Below are 15,393 nucleotides of genomic sequence, written 5' to 3' on the forward strand. Positions count from 1 at the left end.
GCGGGGCCGGCGCGCCCCTGAAGGAAAAGCGTGTCGTGCCGTCGGGCATCAGCCCCCTGCCCCGGGTGGCGCGCACCGCGACGCAGAGGTTGGTCTTGCCGGACCTGCAGAAGTCGCATGTGCCGCATTCCGCGGTGTAGAGCGGGATCACGTGATCGCCGGGCCGGACCGGGGTCACGCCGTCGCCGACCCCGATCACGATCCCCGCCCCCTCATGCCCGAGCACGACGGGAAAGACGCCCTCCGGATCGTCGCCGGACAGGGGGAAGGCGTCGGTGTGGCACACGCCGGTATCGGTGATCCGGATCAGCACCTCGCGCTTTTGCGGCGGGGCGACGTCGATCTCGACGATTTCAAGCGGCTGGCGGGGCGCGACGGCGACGGCGGCACGGGATTTGATCGGTTTTCTCTCCTTGGTCAGGCCGCACAGCGCGGCAAGCGGGCCCGGGCCGCCGGATCGCAGCGGCACCGGGCGATGTGTCCTTGCGCGGCCTCCGGCGCCGGCCGCCGGTCTCAGCGCTCGGCGCCCGCCAGCAGCGCCTGCCGGAGGTCGAACCCCGCCGCGGCGATCAGCGCGCGCGGCGCGCCGATCAGCCTGCGCGCCGCGACATGCTGCGCCGCAAGCCCCACCGTCTCGACCGCGGCCAGCCGGTCGCCGGCCCAGGCCAGCGCCATGAAGCAGCCCTCGGCCGGCTGCGGCACCGGCTGCACCGCATCCGCCCCGGCGGCAATCCCGGCGATCTGCAACCTCGCCTTGCCCTGATCGCTCCAGAACCACGGCACCATCGCGAAGGCGGTCTCTGCGCCGGTCGTGATCGCGCGCGCGATGTGGCGGGCGTGCTCGACCGCCGCCTGCACCGATTCGAAGCGCACCTGCCCGGTGCCCGGCAGCGGGAAGGCGGCGCAGTCGCCAAGCGCGAAGATCGCCGGATCCGAGCTGCGCAGACAGCCGTCGACGACAATGCCGTTGTCGACCGCCACGCCGGCCTCGGCGGCCAGCTCGACATTCGGCCGAACGCCGGCGGCGACGAGGATCAGATCCGCCGCGACCCGCCCGCCATCGGCCAGTGTCACCGCACAGGCCCTGCCGGCCGCGTCCGTCTCCACCCCGGCCGCAGCGCAGCCAAGCCGGACCTCGGTGCCCATCGCCCGGTGCAGCGCGGCAAACCAGTCCGAGCAGACCGGGCTGACGGCGCGCGCCATCAGCCGCTCCCCGGCCTCGAGCACCGTCACCCCGAGCCCCGCCTGCCGCGCCATCGCCGCGAATTCGAGACCGATGAAGCCGCCCCCGATCACCACCGCAGCACGCGCGTGCACAAGCGCGGCGCGGAGCCGCGCGGCATCGGCGAGGGTGCGCAGTCCGAGCACCCCCGGCGCGTCGAGACCGGGCAGAGGCGGGCGCAGGTTGCGCGCCCCCGTCGCCAGCACCAGCTGCGCATAATCGCGATGCGTGCCGTCGCTCAGCGCGACCCGCCGGGCCGCCCGGTCGATCGCGGTGACGCGCAGCCCCGCCAGCCGCTCGATCCCCGCGCGCTCGAAGAAGGCGGCGGGCTTCAGCACCAGCCGCTCGCCCGCCCCGTCCGCCATATAGGCCTTTGACAGCGGCGGGCGCTGATAGGGCAGGCCCGGCTCCTCGCCGATCAGGGTGACGGGACGGTCGAAACCGTCCTGACGCAGGCTCGCGGCAAGCTGGAACCCGCCCTGCCCCGCGCCCACGATCACCACCCCGGCCGTCACAGCTGCGCCTCGGGAAGATGGATGACCACCCCGTCGAGCTCGGCCGTCATCCGGATCTGGCACGACAGGCGGCTGCCCGGCCTCACCTCGGACACGGCGCAGTCGAGCAGATCGGATTCGCCGTCCTGTTGCGCCCCGACCCGCTCCGCCCAGGCCTCGTCCACATAGCAATGGCAGGTGGCGCACATCATCGAGCCGCCGCATTCGCCGATGATGCCATCGACATCATGGCTCACCGCGGCCTGCATCAGGCTCTGCCCCTCGTCCACCTCGACCTCGGTCGCGGTGCCGTCTGCGGCAATGAAGGTCACTTTCATCTCGTCTGTCCTTTCACTCGGGATCGAAATCAGTTCAGCCGCAGCGGCAGGTTGATCGGGCCGCGGAAGCCGAAGCCGCGCCACTGCACCGCCTCGGGCTCCGGCAGGCTCAGGTTCGGGAACCGCTCGAACACCAGGTCCAGCATCACCTGTCCGACGGTGCGGCGCGCGACATGGGAGCCCGCGCAATGGTGCGGGCCGGAGGCGAAGGACTGGTGCGGGTTCTTCGCCCGGAAGGCGTCGAAGCGCTCGGGATGCTCGAACAGCTCCTCGTCGTGATTGGCCGAGGCCTGGATCGTCATCACCGTGTCGCCCTTCGGAATCAGGCAGCCGCGGATCTCGACATCCTCGGTGGCACGGCGCGACGAGGCCTGGATCGGCGCGACCCATCGCACCCCCTCTTCGAAGGCCGCCCCCCAGCTGCCGCTGCGCCGGATCTCCTCGAGCTGCTCGCGCTCGGTGAGCAGGCCGAAAAGCGTGGTCGAGAGCGCATCGCGCGGTTCGTTGATGCCGCCGCCGATGGCGATCTTGATATTGGCGTAGATCTGGCTCAGCGGGATCGGCGTCTCGGCATTGACCATCACCGAGAAGGCAGAGGCATCGGGCTCGGCCCGCACCCGCTCGACCGCCCGTTCGAACAGCGCGTTCATCTCTGCATTGGCGCGGTCGCAGGCCTCGAACGGGCCCGGCCGCCAGGCGAAATTGCCCGCCCCGTCCATCAGCGTCTGGCTCCAGCGCATCATCTCGGCATCGCTCGCCTCGGGAATGCCGAGGATATGGGCGAGGATGCGCGCCGCGATCGGGCCGGAGATCTCGGTATGGAAATCGACGATCCCGTCCTTCGGCAGGCGGTCGAGATAGGCCTCCGCCAGCTCGCGGTAGAGCGGCTGCCAGACCTTGTGGATGGTGCCGGGCATCAGCGCCGGCGCCATCGCCATGCGTTCGGACAGGTGATCGGGGCCGTCCTTGCGCATCAGCGTATGCGCCTGGAAGGCCGGCTTCATCGGCGTGTTCGGATCGTCCGACGAGAACAGCGCCGGGTTGTCCTTCACGAACTTGGTGTCGGCGGCCCGGGTCAGAAAGGTCCGCCCGATCGAGCGGACCCGCAGCACCGGCGCCTCGGCGCGCAGGCGCCGATAGATCGGGTAAGGGTCGAGGTGAAGCTGGTCGAAGGTGATCTCCTCGTCGAGCGGCGCGAGATCCGGGGTCGTGAGCATGATGATCTCCCTTTCAAATCTGGGTGTCACAGGTGATTTCCGCCGCGCGGTCAGGCCGGCGCGGCCCGGCGCTCGACCACCCCGAGATGGGCTTCGAGCGCCGCGGGATCGGTCAGCAGCGCGGCACTGGTCGCCGCGTGCACGATGGTGCCGCGATCGAGGATCAGCGCACGGTCGGTCACCCGCAGGACCTTGCGCGCGTGCTGTTCGACGATGATCGTGGCGATGCCCTCCTCGCGGTTGATCCGGCGGATCGCGGCAAGAAGCTGTTCGATGATGATCGGCGCCAGCCCCTCGGTCGGCTCGTCGAGAAGCAGCACCTTCGGGTTGAGCATCAGCGCCCGGCCGACGGCCAGCATCTGCTGCTCGCCGCCCGAAAGCTGATTGCCCATGTTCCGCCGCCGCTCCTGCAGCCGCGGAAACAGCGCATAGACCGCGGCGAGGTCCCACCGACCCCGCCGTGCCGTGGCGGTGAGGTTTTCCTCGACAGTGAGCGAGCGGAAGATGTTGCGCTCCTGCGGCACCCAGCCGATCCCCGCGGCGGCGCGCCGCTCGGGGCTGAGACCGGCGAGCTCGCGCCCGGCAAGTCGGAGCGAGCCGCCCCTGTGCCGGGTCACGCCGATGATGCTGTCGAGCAGCGTGGTCTTGCCCACGCCGTTGCGCCCGAGCACCGCCAGCGCCTCGCCCTCGGCCAGCGACATCGACAGGCCGGGGATGACCACCGCCGCGCCATAGCCGGCGCGCAGATCGTCGAGAACCAGCAGCTCAGACATGGTTGTCACTCCCCAGATAGACGTCCTGCACCCGCGGGTCGTTGCGCATCGCCTCGGGCGTGCCCTCGGCGAAAAGGGCACCGTTGACGAGAACCGAGATCCGGTCCGCGAAAGAGAAGACCAGATCCATGTCGTGCTCGATCAGCAGGATCGAGACGTCGCGCGGCAGCGCCGCAAGGGTGTCGAGCAGCTCGCCGCGCTCGGCCTCGGGCACCCCCGCCGCCGGTTCGTCGAGCAGCAGCACCCGCGGCTGCGAGGCCAGCGCCACCGCGATCTCGAGCAGGCGCTGCTTGCCGTAGGGCAGCCGCGCGGTCGGTTCGTCCATCACCTCGATCAGCCGGAACTGCCGCAGCAATTCGACGATCTCGTCGACGATGTCGGTGCGCTTGCCCAGCCGGCGCCAGAACTGGCCGCCGCCGCCCATGCGCTCGGACACCGCGAGCCCCACCGACTCGACCGGCGTCATCGCCCCGAAAAGCTGATTGATCTGGAACGTCCGCCCGAGCCCGCGTCGCGCGCGCTGCTGCTGCGGCATCCGCGTGATGTCCTCGCCCTCGAGCAGGATCGTTCCCTCGTTGGCGCTCAGCACCCCGGTCAGGAGGTTGATGAAGGTGGTCTTGCCCGCCCCGTTCGGCCCGATCAGCGCGTGGCGCGCGCCGTGCCCGAGCGTGAAGGAGACATCGTCGGTCGCGGTGAGCCCGCCGAAGCGCTTGCTCAGCCCGATCGTCTGCAGCGCGGCGCTCATGCCTCGCCCTCCCCGGCCGCGGCCTTGCGGCCGGACAGCCCTGCGCGCAGCCGCACCGGCACCGCCGCCAGCCGGTCGCGGCCGATCAGCACGATCACGACAAGGATCAGCCCGATCCAGAACTGCCAGTATTGCGGCGAAAGCGTCGCCAGCCGGTCCTGCAGCACGGTGAAGATCACCGCACCGATCAGGCCGCCATAAAGATAGCCGACGCCGCCCAGCACCAGCACCAGCAGCACGTCGGCAGAGCGCTCGAAGCCAAGCACGTCGAGCGAGGTGAACATCGTCACCTGAGTCAGCAGCGCCCCTGCCACCCCGGCGATGAAGGCCGAGAAGGCATAGATGCCGACCAGCCGCGCCGCGACCGGGATGCCCATTGCGCGGGCCCGCAGGGCATTGTCCCGGATGGCCCGCAGCGACAGCCCGTAGGGCGAGGTCACCACCCGGCGCGCGGCAAGGAACAGCACGAAGCTGACGACCAGGCAATAGCCATAGCCGGTGGTGCCGATCAGGTCGAACTCGAAGAGGCCGAAGATCGGCGCGACCGTCACCCCGGACAGCCCGTCCGCACCGCCGGTGAGCCAGGTCAGCTGGTTCGCGCCCTCGTGCAGCAGCGTGGCAATCCCAAGCGTCACCATCAGCCGCGACAGATCGGTGGCGCGCATCGTCAGAAGCGGCCCGGTGAGCGCGCCCGCCAGCGCTGCGACCAGCCCACCGAGCACCAGCCCGCTGAGCGGCTCCTCGGTCAGCCGGACCGAGACGATGCCGGCGGTATAGGCGCCAAGGCCGAAGAACGCCCCGTGCCCGAGCGAGACGATCCCGGCATAGCCGATGATCAGGTCCAGCGAGAGCGCGAAGAGGCCGAGGATCGCGGTCTGGCTCAGCAACAGATGGCTGCCGGGCAGGACCAGGAAGCTTGCCAGCGCCGCCCCCCAGAACAGCAGCTCGGCGGGCCTGAGGCGCCCGACGCGCCGCAGGTCGTCAAGCGCGCGCCGGGTGGCGGCATCGCCGTCGTGGCGGGGCTTCGAGGTCGAAAGGAAAATGGATTGATCCGTCATCTCGCGCTCCTTCTCAACGCGCCCGTGCGATCAGGCCCTGCGGACGCAGGACCAGAAGCACGATCATCAGGAGGGTGATCAGGAAGGAACCGAGCTCGGGCAGATAGTATTTCCCGGCCACATCCGCGACGCCGATGATCAGCGCCGCGAGGAACGGGCCGGCCAGCCCGGCGGTGCCGCCGATGGTCACCACGATCAGAAAATAGACCATGTATTTCAATGGGAAGGTCGGATCGAGGCCGAGCATCGGCACGCCGAGGGCGCCGCCCAGACCGCCCAGCCCGGAGCCGACGGCAAAGGTCGCGGCGAAGATCGTCTCGACCCGGATCCCGAGCCCGCGCGCCACGCGGCGATCGTCGACCGCGGCACGCAGTCGGCTGCCGAAGCGGGTCCGGGTCAGCACCAGTTGCAGCGCCACGACCAGCGCCGCGCAGACCACGATCAGGAAGGCGCGATACCGGCCGATGGCGATGCCGAAAAGCTCGAACCGGCCCTCGAGCCAGCCCGGCAGCGAAATCAGCTGCTGCTGCGATCCCATCGCCCAGGTGGTGGCGGACACCGCCATGAAGGTCAGGCCGATCGAGAACAGGACATGGTCGAGATGGCCGCGCTCGTAAAGCGGGGCATAGAGCGTGCGCTCGAGCACCGCCCCGACCAGCGCCGGCACCACGAAGGCGACGGGCAGCGTGACGAGGAAGGGCATGCCATGGCTGTTCATCAGAACCGACGTGACATAGCCCCCCGCCATCGCGAAGGCGCCATGGGCGAGGTTGATGAAGTTCATCAGCCCGAGGGTGACGGCAAGGCCGGACGCCAGCACGAAGAGCAGCATGCCGTAAGCGATCCCGTCGATCAAAATGGGTATCATTCCAGGTCTCCGGAGTGAGCGGTGCCGTTGCCGGAAGGGGCGACCTTCCGGGACGGGACTTGCATTCGGGAAGGGCTCTTCCCGCTGCGGGGAAGAGCGTGGTCGGGACGGTCAGGAGGGCGTCTTGCCCGGGTCCTTCACCGCCTCGAACGTCTCGAATTCGACGTTCCACAACGCACCGTCCACACGCTCGACCTTGCGCATGTAGACGTTCTGCACGATCTCCCGGGTTTCCGGGTCGATCGCGATCGGGCCGCGCGGGCTCTCCCAGGACATCCCCTTCATTGCCCCGATCAGCGCATCGCCATCGCCGCCGCCGCCGGTCTTCTCGAGCGCCTTGTAGATCAGCGCCATCCCGTCATAGCCGCCGACGGCCATGAAATTCGGACGCATGCCGGGATTGGCCGCCATGAACGCCGTCACGAAATCCCGGTTCAGCGCGCTGTCATGTGCCGCCGAATAGTGAAATCCGGTGATCGCCCCGAGCGCCGGATCGCCTTCGGAGTCGAGGATCTCGTCATCGGTGATGCCGCCCTCGGAAATCAGCCTGATCCCGGAGCGGTCGAGCCCGCGTTCGATATATTGCTTCATGAACGGCGCCCCGACCCCGGAGGGCACGAAGACATAGACGCCATCGGGCTTCAGATCCGCCAGCTTCTGCAGGAACGGGGCGAAATCGGGATTTTGCAGCGGCACCCGCAGCGTGCCGAGCATCTTGCCACCGGCCGCCTCGAAGCTCCGGGTGAAGCTCGCCTCGGAATCGAGCCCCGGGCCGTAATCGGAGACCAGCGTGACCATCGTCTTGATGCCGCTGCCCGCCGCCCATCTGGCGATCACCGAGGCCACCTGCGGCGTGGTGTAGCTGGTGCGGGTGACATAGGGGCTTTTCTCGGTGATCGCCGAGGTCGCCGCGGCCATCACCACCATCGGCACCTTCGCCCGCACGGTCAGCGGCGCGGTCGCAAGGGCAAGCGGGGTCAGGCCAAAGCCTGCCAGCACGCTGACCTTGTCATGCACGATCAGTTCCTGCGCGATCCGCTTGGTGGCGTCCGCGACGCCGCCATCGTCCTTCAGGACCACCTCGATCCGGCGCCCGGCGACGGTCTCGCCATGCTGGGCGACATAGAGCCTCACCGCGGCGTCGATCTCCTTGCCGGTCGAGGCGAAGGGCCCGGTCATCGGCAGGATCAACCCGATCCGGAACGGATCGTCGCCCGCAGCGGCAGGCATTGCGGTCAAGCTGGCACACCCCGCCGCAAGCGCGGCCAGGAGCATCTGGCGTCTGTACATCTGTTCTCCTCCCTCAGGGCGCAGTCTCCCCCCGCGCCCGCATGCCGATCCTTCTAGGGTCTCAGGCTCTCCTCCTCGCGGCGGATCAGCGTAGCGCCGCGAATTCCTTTCAGCGCCTCGGCGCCCTCGCCGTCGCGCAAGACGCGACGCAAATTCCGCAGCGACATCCGCGCGTGTTCACGCATCACCGCCTCGGCCCGCGCACTTTCGTGATTGCGGATCGCCTCGAGCACCGCCCGGTGCTGATCTTGCGCGGTGATCAGGTGGCGCTGCACCTCACCCTCCGTCACCCCAAGCTGCACCAGCGCACTCGGCCCGGCGAAGGGATGCTTCCCGGCCCGCTCGACCTCCTGCGCGATGAGCGCACTGCCGTTCGCGACAAGCAGCTGTTCGTGAAACCGGGCGTTCGCGGCAATGTAGACCGGCAGATCGGCGGCGGTGAACACCCGCCCGACGAGAAGATCGTCGATCGCATCGAGCCCGTCCTCCATCTGCGCCAGCAGCGCAGCGGCACAGCCGCGCTCGGCCAGCTGGCGCACGCAGAGCCCCTCGAGCATGCCGCGGATCTCGATCGCCTCGCCGATCTCGCGCAGGGAAAAGCCCCGCACCGCATAGCCGCGCGCCGGCAGCGCCTCGAGCAGCCCCTCCTCATGCAGGCGTTGCAGCGCGGCACGCAGCGGCGTGCGCGACAGGTTCAGCCGGGCCGCCGTCTCGATCTCGGAGACGCGGCCGCCAACCGGAATCTCGCCGCTCACGATCAGATCGCGCAACCCGACAAGCGCCCGCTCCGTCTGCGACGTCGCCGGCCCCTGCCAGTTCAAAGTTGCATCCCGTTGCGGCATGATCCCGTCCTCCCTGACCATTATTGTGTACAACGAATCTGAGTCCGGCAATAAAATCTTGCCTGACTCGCAATAAAATCGCCAAATTTCTGCAACGCACCCCAAACATTGTACACAAAATGCCGGGAAGGCGGCAGGGGCAGAGGCACGTCACCCGGCCCATGCCCGGGATCGTCTGCGCCGTGCCCCCCCGCCGCGGCCCCGTGCGGATGTTGACTTTTGTTCACCGCTTGCAAATGGTCCGGGGCATGGCCACCAAAACCGACATCATCGGCTCTCTGGCGAAAGGGCTGCGCGTTCTCGAGGCCTTCGGCGCCGAGCATCCGCGCCTCAGCATCGCCGAGACCGCCGAGCGCACCGGGCTCGACCGGGCCACCGCGCGGCGCTGCCTGCTGACGCTGCATGCCGAGGGCTATGCCGATTACGACGGCAAGTTCTTCACCCTCACGCCGCGGGTGCTGCGGCTCGGGATGGGGGCGCTTGCCGCGCTGCCGCTGGCGCAGCTGGTGCAGCCCTGGCTCGACCAGCTCTCCGAGCGGATCGGGCAGTCGACCTCGGTGTCGATCCTCGACGAGACCGAGATCGTCTATCTTGCCCGCGCCGCGCAGCGGCGGGTGATGTCGATCGGGTTGCTGCCGGGCTCGCGCCTGCCGGCGCATTGCACCTCGATGGGGCGGGTGCTGCTGGCCGCCCTGCCCGAACCCGAGGCGCGCGCGGTGATCGACGCCTCCGACCTGAGCCCGCGCACGCCGTTCTCGCGCACCGATCCCGAGGAAATCATCGCCGAGATCGGCCGGGTGCGGACGCAGGGCTATGCGCTGATCGACCAGGAAGTGGAGCTTGGCCTGCGCTCGCTCGCGGTGCCGCTGATCTCGGCGCGCGGTCGCGTGGTCGCCGCCCTCAACACCGGGGTTGCCGCCGTCCAGGCCGAGCCCGACGCGCTTGCCGCGCTCTACCTTCCGGCGCTGTTGAAGGTGCAAGACGGGCTGCGCCGGATCCTGCCCTGACCGCAAGACCGCAGCGGCGGCCGGCCCGGCTAGTCCGGGCTGCCGATCCGCACCACCTGCCCGAGCAGCGTCTGCGCCGCCGCAAGCGCGCGCCCGGTGGCCAGCGCCATCTGCGGCAGGATCATCCATTCAAGCGACCAGGCCGCGCCGGAGCGTTCCTGCTCGTGCACCAGCGCCTGATGCAGGCCCGAGACCTGCGTGGCGTTGAAGCGCGCCAGCGTCACCAGCAGTTCGGCAAGGACCGGGTTTTGCTTGTGCGGCATGGCGGAGGAGCCGCCGCCGCCCGACAGGGCAATCTCGTCCAGCCCCTGCTGGGCCATCAGCGCCACGTCCTGCCCGATCTTGCCAAGGCTGCCGGAGACGAGCGACAGGAACGAGCCATACTCCACCACCCCCTCGCGCATCGCATGCCAGGCCTTGCCCGTCGAGCCGAGCCCGAGCTCGCGCGCGACCCGGTCGGTCATCGCCTGCGCCTGCGCGCCAAGCGCGGCGCGGTCGCCCGCGGCACCGCCCACCTGCACCCGCTCGACCACCGGGCGCAGCGCGGCCAGCCGGGCGCGGTGGCCCTCGAGCGGCAGGCGCCAGCTCAGCAGCCGGTCGCGCACGGTGATCCGGGTCGCCGCCTGCATCCGCGTCCGCCCCATCAGCGGCGCCGCCCCGAAGCGCGCCTCGAGCCCCGCCAGGGCCTCGCCAAGCGCCACAAGCCGCCGCTCAAGCAGCCCGGAGCAGTCGCGCAAGGTCAGCGCCAGTGCCGTGTCGAGCACGTCCTGCGAGGTCGCGCCGTGATGGATCGCCCGCGCCACCGGCCCGGGCTGGCCGGCACGCAGCAGCGCGACCAGCGCCACCGTCGGCACGCCGTCGGTGCCCATCCCGGATCGCAGCGCCTCCGGCGCGATCCGCGCCGCGGCAAGGACCGCGCCCGCCCCGGCGGCGGCCTCCGGCGGGGCCAGTCCGCATGCCCCGAGCGCCACGCTCCAGGCACGTTCGAAGGCCAGCATCTGCGCAAGGTGCCGCTCCGGCCCCCAGATCGCCACCATCTCGGGATCGGCAAAAAGCCCCCCGAGCCAGGGATGTTCAAAGACGCTCACCGCCCCGCCTTTCTCCGTCGCACCGGGGGACCGCCCCCTCGGCGCAGACAATCACAGCCCCGCTCAGAGGTCGAGAAACACCGTCTCGCCCGCGCCCTGCAGGCGGATGTCGAAACGGTATTGCCCCGGCCCGAGCTTCTTCGCGATCAGCGTCTCCACCCGCGGGCGCTGCTCGATCCGGGCCAGCAGCGGGTCGGCGGAATTGTCCTCGTCCTCGAAATAGATCCGGGTCTGCAGACCGATGTTGATGCCGCGCGCCACGATCCACAGCGAGATATGCGGCGCCTGCCGCCCCCCCGCCCGATGCGGCACCGGGCCCGGCTTGACGGTGCGCAGGGTGAACTCGCCGCTCACCGCATCGGCGGCGAAGCGGCAATGGCCGGAAACCCCGGGATCGGCGCCCTCCTGTCCCGGAAAGATCCCCGCAGCATCGGCCTGCCAGCTCTCGAGCAGCGCATCGCGCATCGCCCAGCCGGTGCCGTCACAGACCGAGCCGACGATCTCGATGATCTCGCCCCTCGCGCCTGCCGCGATCGGGCTCACGCCGATCTCCTCGTCGTAGATCCCGCCATTGTCGGTATAGGACGGCATCAGCCCGATATGGACATAGGGCCCGGCGGTCTGCGAGGGCGTTTCCTGCAGCATGTCGAGTTTCTGAACCATTCTCACATCCCCTCGAGCTTGTTTTCGAACATGGTCTGGCGACGCCCGCGCAACACGATGTCGAACTTGTAGGCCAGGAAATCGAGCGGTCGCGAATACGCCAGATCGAGCGGCGCCACCAGACGGTCGAGCTGGCCATGGCTCTTGATCGTATGCGCGATCGGGCAATGCGCGATCAGCGGGTCGCCCTCGAAATACATCTGGGTGATCAGCCGCTGCCCGAAGCTGTGACCATAGACCGAGACATGGATGTGCATCGGGCGCCAGTCGTTGCCGCGGTTCGGCCAAGGATAGGCGCCCGGCCGCACCGTCAGGAACTGATAATACCCGTTCTCGTCGGTCAGCGTGCGCCCGCAGCCGCCGAAATTCGGATCGAGCGGCGCAAGGTAGCTGTCCTTCTTGTGCCGGTAGCGGCCGCCGGCATTGGCCTGCCAGATCTCGAGCAGGGTGTTGCGCACCGGCCGCGCAGTCTCGTCAAGGACATGGCCATGCATCAGGATCCGCTCGCCCACCGCCGGCGCGGCGCCCTTGGTCCAGTTCAGGATCAGGTTGTTGTCGAGCGCACCGATGCGGCCATGCCCGAAGACCGGGCCCGTCTCCTCCGACGGGCCGCTCTCCATCGACAACAGCGGCAGGTTCGGCGAACGCGCCACGCTCGTCTTGTAATCGGGATCGTAGGGGACGGGGTGGATCGCGCGGTTGCGCGGGATCAGGGGACCGAGATCAGTCACGTTTGGCTTCCTCCTCCATGTCGGCATAGGTCTGCCGGGCGAGCTTGAGCGCATGGTTCGCGCGCGGCACGCCGGCATAGATCGCCACGTGCTGGAACGCCTCGAGCACGTCGCGCTGGCTCGCCCCGGTGCGCGCGGTGGCGCGGATATGCATCGGGATCTCCTCGAAATTGCCGGTCGCCGCCAGCAGCGCCAGCGTCAGCATCGAGCGCTCGCGGCGCGAGATCCCGTCCGAGGCCCAGACCGTACCCCAGGCCGAGACGGCAATCAGCTCCTGAAACGGCGCGTCGAACCCCGTCTTCGCGGCCTCGGCGCGGTCGACATGGGCATCGCCCAGCACCTCGCGCCGCGTCTTCATGCCCCGTTCATAGCGTGCGTCGGTCAAAGCTCAGGTCCTTTCCAGAAACTCGGCGATCTTGCGCGCCGTCTGCGCCGGCTGCTCGACACAGGGGAGATGGCCCGCCCCCGCGATCAGCGCGAAATCCGCACCGCACAGCGCGGCGGTGGCGCGCACCAGATCGGGCGGGGTCGAACCGTCCTGATCGCCCGCCAGCGCCAGCACCGGCAGGCTCAGCGCGCGGGTGCTCTCGGTCAGATCGGCGCCGGCGATCGCGGCGCAACACCCGAGATAGCCCTCGCGCGGGGTGCGGGTGAGCATGTTGCACCAGAGCCGGAACTCGGGCACCGAGGCGCGATAGGGCGCGGTGAACCAGCGTTCCATGATCGGCCCCTCGAGCGCCGCGATCCCGCCCGCGCGAATGGCCTCGATCCGCTGCGTCCACATCTCGGCCGTGCCGATCTTCGCCGCCGTGTCCATCAGCACCAGCGCGCGCAGCAGCCCCGGCCGCCGCGCCGCCAGTGCCTGCCCGATCAGCCCGCCGATCGACAGGCCGACGAAGGTCACCTCGCGCAGCCCCAGCCCGTCGCAGACCGCCGCCGCGTCGTCGGCCAGATCGGCAAGCGCATAGGGCGCGGGCGGGCAGTCGCTGAGCCCATGGCCACGCTTGTCGAAGCGCACCAGCCGCAGCCCGGCGGGCAGAAGCGGCAACAGCGTATCCCAGACCCGCAGATCGGTCCCGAGCGAGTTCGCGAAGATCACGGCGCGGCCGTCGCGCGGCCCCTCGTCCCTGACATGCAGGGTTACGCCCGTTGTCGTTTTGATGGTGTGCATGGTTCCTCCGGCGGCCAGAGTAGATTGAACTATCCGGCACGGAAATTATAATCTTGCACAGATGTCATAACCTACAGGTTATAGGATGCTGCATCCCCACCTTCGCATGCGCCATTTCCGCTGCTTTCTCGAAACCGCGCGCCTTGGCAGCCTGTCCGCCGCGGCAGCGGCGCTGAACGTGTCGCAGCCCGCCGCCTCGAAGACGATCCGCGACCTCGAGGAGATCGTCGGCACCGCGCTCTTCGACCGCTCGGGCCGCAGCCTCAGCCTGAATGCCGCGGGGCGGGTCTTCCAAAGCCATGTCGGCGCCGCGATGGCCGATCTCGAGCTGGCGCAGCGGCTGGTGCTCGATCCGCCGCAGCCGCGTCCGGTGGTGCGCGCCGGCGTGCTGCCCACCGCCGCAACCGGGCTCGTGCCGCGCGCGGCGCTTGCCTATCACGCCGATTTTCCCGAGGTTCTGCTCGACGTGATGACCGGCCCGAACTGGCTGCTGCTGTCGCTGCTGCGCGAGGGACAGCTCGATCTCGTCGTCGGCCGGATGCCGCCTGCGGGAAGCGCCGACACGCTGCGCTTCCGTTCGCTCTATTGGGAGCGCGTCGTCCCGGTGGTGCGCGCCGATCATCCGCTGCTGCGGCAGGACTGGGACTATGGCGCCCTGACCCATTACCCGCTGATGCTGCCGCCACGCGGCGCACTGATCTCGGCCTCGGTGCGGCAATGGCTGCAATCGGTCGGCATCGGCGATCCGCAGCCCGCCTTCGAGAATGTCTCGCTGGCCTTCGGCCGCGAGGTGGTGCGGCAGTCCGATGTGGTGTGGTTCATCTCCGAGGGGGTCGTGCAGACCGAAGTCGAGGCCGGCACCCTCGCCATCCTGCCGATCCGCAACGAGTTGCTCGGCGGGCCGGTCGGCATCACCTTGCGCGACACCGACGAGCCCTCGGCCCAGACCCGCGCCCTGATCGCGGCGATCGACCGCGCGGCGGAAGGGCTGATCGTCTAGGCCGGCCCGGCCCCGCACGCGGCAGCGGCGGTCAGTCCGGCACCGGCACGCCCCCCGATTTCAGACAGCGCAGCGCGAAGCTCGAGCGGGAATTGCGGATCCCCGGCACCCGGTAAAGACGTTTGTGCAGGAATTCCTCATAGCCGCGCGTGCCGTTCACCGCCACCTTGAGGATGTAGTCGTATTCGCCGGTGACCAGCCAGACCTCGATCACCTCGGGCATCCCCGCCATCTGCCGCCCGAAGGTTTCCAGCACCGCGTCGTCGTGGCGGTCGAGCGTGACCTCGATCAGCACCGTCTCGGGAACGCCAAGCTTCGCGCCGTCGAGCACCGCCGCATAGCCGCGGATATAGCCCTCGGACTCGAGCCGGCGGGTGCGCTGCCAGCACGGGCTTGGCGACAGCCCCACGCGCTCGGCCAGCGCCGCATTCGACAGACGGCCGTCGCGACTCAGCTCGCGCAGGATGCGCCGGTCGATCGCATCAAGCCCCCCTCCGGATGTTTCATCTTTCATTCCGGCTTCCCTCCAGAATTTTCTTTTGACGGGAGGCTAGAATATAAAATCATTGAAAGGAAATTTTTCCGGACTCGGCCCACTCTTTTCCCATCGTATCGGAATTGGGAGAGGCCGATGCACTTCGCGACATTCACCGCAGACACGGCCATCGAGGCGCTGCAGCGCGCCCTCGACGAGCTGGCCCGTGCCGGCTTCGCCCTCGAGGCGATCAGCCTCCGGGCACAGGCGCCGCGGGCCGAGGTCCGGCTCGAATTCCACCCGCGCGGCGGGATTTCCGCCGACACCTATCTGGCGCGGCTGGCCCGGATGCCGGGTGTGGCCGGCGTCGCCGGCGGCCCCGCGGCCGGGGCACAGGCGGAGGAGGTCTGA

General features: G+C 69.3%; 18 protein-coding genes and 1 pseudogene. 3 read left to right on the forward strand and 16 right to left on the reverse strand.

Annotated features, from left to right (window positions below; genetic code table 11):
* Positions 1 to 7: 7 nt before the first annotated feature.
* The 10 genes and pseudogenes from EOW66_RS00300 to EOW66_RS00345 all read right to left on the reverse strand — a co-directional run.
* Positions 8 to 400, reverse strand: a pseudogene (locus EOW66_RS00300) (alcohol dehydrogenase catalytic domain-containing protein); the annotation flags it as partial.
* Between the two features lie 113 nt (positions 401 to 513).
* Positions 514 to 1,737, reverse strand: coding sequence for an NAD(P)/FAD-dependent oxidoreductase (locus EOW66_RS00305; protein WP_128154013.1), 1,224 nt, complete (start codon positions 1,735 to 1,737; stop codon positions 514 to 516).
* On the reverse strand, positions 1,734 to 2,054 hold the full coding sequence (locus tag EOW66_RS00310) for a 2Fe-2S iron-sulfur cluster-binding protein (protein WP_128154014.1): 321 nt from the start codon (positions 2,052 to 2,054) through the stop codon (positions 1,734 to 1,736). The genes EOW66_RS00305 and EOW66_RS00310 overlap by 4 nt, the downstream gene beginning before the upstream one ends.
* A 29-nt stretch (positions 2,055 to 2,083) precedes the next feature.
* Entirely contained in the window at positions 2,084 to 3,271 is a 1,188-nt protein-coding gene (locus EOW66_RS00315) for a cytochrome P450 (RefSeq protein WP_128154015.1), read from the reverse strand.
* Positions 3,272 to 3,321: 50 nt separating this feature from the next.
* Positions 3,322 to 4,044: an ABC transporter ATP-binding protein gene (locus EOW66_RS00320; RefSeq protein WP_128154016.1), complete on the reverse strand. Its 723-nt coding sequence runs from the start codon at positions 4,042 to 4,044 to the stop codon at positions 3,322 to 3,324.
* Positions 4,037 to 4,789, reverse strand: coding sequence for an ABC transporter ATP-binding protein (locus tag EOW66_RS00325; RefSeq protein WP_128154017.1), 753 nt, complete (start codon positions 4,787 to 4,789; stop codon positions 4,037 to 4,039). The genes EOW66_RS00320 and EOW66_RS00325 overlap by 8 nt, the downstream gene beginning before the upstream one ends.
* Positions 4,786 to 5,847, reverse strand: coding sequence for a branched-chain amino acid ABC transporter permease (locus EOW66_RS00330; protein WP_128154018.1), 1,062 nt, complete (start codon positions 5,845 to 5,847; stop codon positions 4,786 to 4,788). Before EOW66_RS00330 ends, EOW66_RS00325 begins: the two co-directional genes overlap by 4 nt.
* A gap of 13 nt (positions 5,848 to 5,860) precedes the next feature.
* The gene (locus EOW66_RS00335; RefSeq protein ID WP_128154019.1) at positions 5,861 to 6,715 is read right to left on the reverse strand and encodes a branched-chain amino acid ABC transporter permease; all 855 of its coding nucleotides are present in this window, start codon (positions 6,713 to 6,715) and stop codon (positions 5,861 to 5,863) included.
* Positions 6,716 to 6,826: 111 nt separating this feature from the next.
* Positions 6,827 to 8,005: an ABC transporter substrate-binding protein gene (locus EOW66_RS00340; RefSeq protein ID WP_128154020.1), complete on the reverse strand. Its 1,179-nt coding sequence runs from the start codon at positions 8,003 to 8,005 to the stop codon at positions 6,827 to 6,829.
* Between the two features lie 53 nt (positions 8,006 to 8,058).
* The gene (locus EOW66_RS00345) at positions 8,059 to 8,847 is read right to left on the reverse strand and encodes a GntR family transcriptional regulator (RefSeq protein ID WP_128154021.1); all 789 of its coding nucleotides are present in this window, start codon (positions 8,845 to 8,847) and stop codon (positions 8,059 to 8,061) included.
* Positions 8,848 to 9,095: 248 nt separating this feature from the next.
* Between EOW66_RS00345 and EOW66_RS00350 the strand changes: the two genes are divergently transcribed.
* A complete protein-coding gene (locus tag EOW66_RS00350; RefSeq protein ID WP_113900465.1) occupies positions 9,096 to 9,854 on the forward strand; it encodes an IclR family transcriptional regulator domain-containing protein in 759 nt (252 codons plus the stop codon).
* 29 nt (positions 9,855 to 9,883) lie between these two features.
* Here EOW66_RS00350 and EOW66_RS00355 read toward each other — a convergent pair whose 3' ends face one another.
* The 5 genes from EOW66_RS00355 to pcaD all read right to left on the reverse strand — a co-directional run bounded on the left by EOW66_RS00355 (position 9,884) and on the right by pcaD (position 13,507).
* On the reverse strand, positions 9,884 to 10,942 hold the full coding sequence (locus tag EOW66_RS00355; RefSeq protein ID WP_128154022.1) for a 3-carboxy-cis,cis-muconate cycloisomerase: 1,059 nt from the start codon (positions 10,940 to 10,942) through the stop codon (positions 9,884 to 9,886).
* 63 nt (positions 10,943 to 11,005) lie between these two features.
* Positions 11,006 to 11,605 (reverse strand): protocatechuate 3,4-dioxygenase subunit alpha, encoded by a 600-nt coding sequence (gene pcaG, locus EOW66_RS00360; protein ID WP_128154023.1) that lies wholly within the window; start codon positions 11,603 to 11,605, stop codon positions 11,006 to 11,008.
* 2 nt (positions 11,606 to 11,607) lie between these two features.
* Positions 11,608 to 12,336 carry a protocatechuate 3,4-dioxygenase subunit beta gene (pcaH, locus tag EOW66_RS00365; protein WP_128154024.1) on the reverse strand — a complete coding sequence of 243 codons (729 nt, stop codon included), beginning with the start codon at positions 12,334 to 12,336 and terminating at the stop codon, positions 11,608 to 11,610.
* The gene (gene pcaC / locus EOW66_RS00370) at positions 12,329 to 12,721 is read right to left on the reverse strand and encodes a 4-carboxymuconolactone decarboxylase (RefSeq protein WP_128154025.1); all 393 of its coding nucleotides are present in this window, start codon (positions 12,719 to 12,721) and stop codon (positions 12,329 to 12,331) included. Before pcaC ends, pcaH begins: the two co-directional genes overlap by 8 nt.
* 3 nt (positions 12,722 to 12,724) lie before the next feature.
* Positions 12,725 to 13,507, reverse strand: a complete 783-nt coding sequence (pcaD, locus tag EOW66_RS00375; protein ID WP_128154026.1) for a 3-oxoadipate enol-lactonase — start codon at positions 13,505 to 13,507, stop codon at positions 12,725 to 12,727.
* 85 nt (positions 13,508 to 13,592) lie between these two features.
* On the opposite strand from pcaD, the gene EOW66_RS00380 reads away from it, so the two are divergent.
* Complete coding sequence (locus EOW66_RS00380; RefSeq protein WP_113900523.1) at positions 13,593 to 14,507, forward strand: LysR substrate-binding domain-containing protein; 915 nt, start codon at positions 13,593 to 13,595, stop codon at positions 14,505 to 14,507.
* Between the two features lie 31 nt (positions 14,508 to 14,538).
* On the opposite strand, the gene EOW66_RS00385 is transcribed toward EOW66_RS00380, so the two are convergent.
* The gene (locus EOW66_RS00385; protein WP_113900459.1) at positions 14,539 to 15,021 is read right to left on the reverse strand and encodes an Lrp/AsnC family transcriptional regulator; all 483 of its coding nucleotides are present in this window, start codon (positions 15,019 to 15,021) and stop codon (positions 14,539 to 14,541) included.
* A gap of 117 nt (positions 15,022 to 15,138) precedes the next feature.
* Here EOW66_RS00385 and EOW66_RS00390 point away from each other — a divergent pair, with 117 nt between their 5' ends.
* Positions 15,139 to 15,393, forward strand: coding sequence for a hypothetical protein (locus EOW66_RS00390; protein WP_128154027.1), 255 nt, complete (start codon positions 15,139 to 15,141; stop codon positions 15,391 to 15,393).

Origin of the sequence: Paenirhodobacter huangdaonensis, assembly GCF_004022465.1 — a bacterium.
Classification (GTDB): domain Bacteria; phylum Pseudomonadota; class Alphaproteobacteria; order Rhodobacterales; family Rhodobacteraceae; genus Rhodobacter; species Rhodobacter huangdaonensis.

Excerpts from the sequence above, each read along its gene's own strand:
- EOW66_RS00310 (WP_128154014.1), bottom strand. The coding sequence starts at position 2,054 with ATGAAAGTGACCTTCATTGCCGCAGACGGCACCGCGACCGAGGTCGAG.
- EOW66_RS00315 (WP_128154015.1), bottom strand. The coding sequence starts at position 3,271 with ATGCTCACGACCCCGGATCTCGCGCCGCTCGACGAGGAGATCACCTTC.
- EOW66_RS00320 (WP_128154016.1), bottom strand. The coding sequence starts at position 4,044 with ATGTCTGAGCTGCTGGTTCTCGACGATCTGCGCGCCGGCTATGGCGCG.
- EOW66_RS00325 (WP_128154017.1), bottom strand. The coding sequence starts at position 4,789 with ATGAGCGCCGCGCTGCAGACGATCGGGCTGAGCAAGCGCTTCGGCGGG.
- EOW66_RS00330 (WP_128154018.1), bottom strand. The coding sequence starts at position 5,847 with ATGACGGATCAATCCATTTTCCTTTCGACCTCGAAGCCCCGCCACGAC.
- EOW66_RS00335 (WP_128154019.1), bottom strand. The coding sequence starts at position 6,715 with ATGATACCCATTTTGATCGACGGGATCGCTTACGGCATGCTGCTCTTC.
- EOW66_RS00340 (WP_128154020.1), bottom strand. The coding sequence starts at position 8,005 with ATGTACAGACGCCAGATGCTCCTGGCCGCGCTTGCGGCGGGGTGTGCC.
- EOW66_RS00345 (WP_128154021.1), bottom strand. The coding sequence starts at position 8,847 with ATGCCGCAACGGGATGCAACTTTGAACTGGCAGGGGCCGGCGACGTCG.
- EOW66_RS00350 (WP_113900465.1), top strand. The coding sequence starts at position 9,096 with ATGGCCACCAAAACCGACATCATCGGCTCTCTGGCGAAAGGGCTGCGC.
- pcaG (WP_128154023.1), bottom strand. The coding sequence starts at position 11,605 with ATGGTTCAGAAACTCGACATGCTGCAGGAAACGCCCTCGCAGACCGCC.
- pcaD (WP_128154026.1), bottom strand. The coding sequence starts at position 13,507 with ATGCACACCATCAAAACGACAACGGGCGTAACCCTGCATGTCAGGGAC.
- EOW66_RS00380 (WP_113900523.1), top strand. The coding sequence starts at position 13,593 with ATGCTGCATCCCCACCTTCGCATGCGCCATTTCCGCTGCTTTCTCGAA.
- EOW66_RS00385 (WP_113900459.1), bottom strand. The coding sequence starts at position 15,021 with ATGAAAGATGAAACATCCGGAGGGGGGCTTGATGCGATCGACCGGCGC.
- EOW66_RS00390 (WP_128154027.1), top strand. The coding sequence starts at position 15,139 with ATGCACTTCGCGACATTCACCGCAGACACGGCCATCGAGGCGCTGCAG.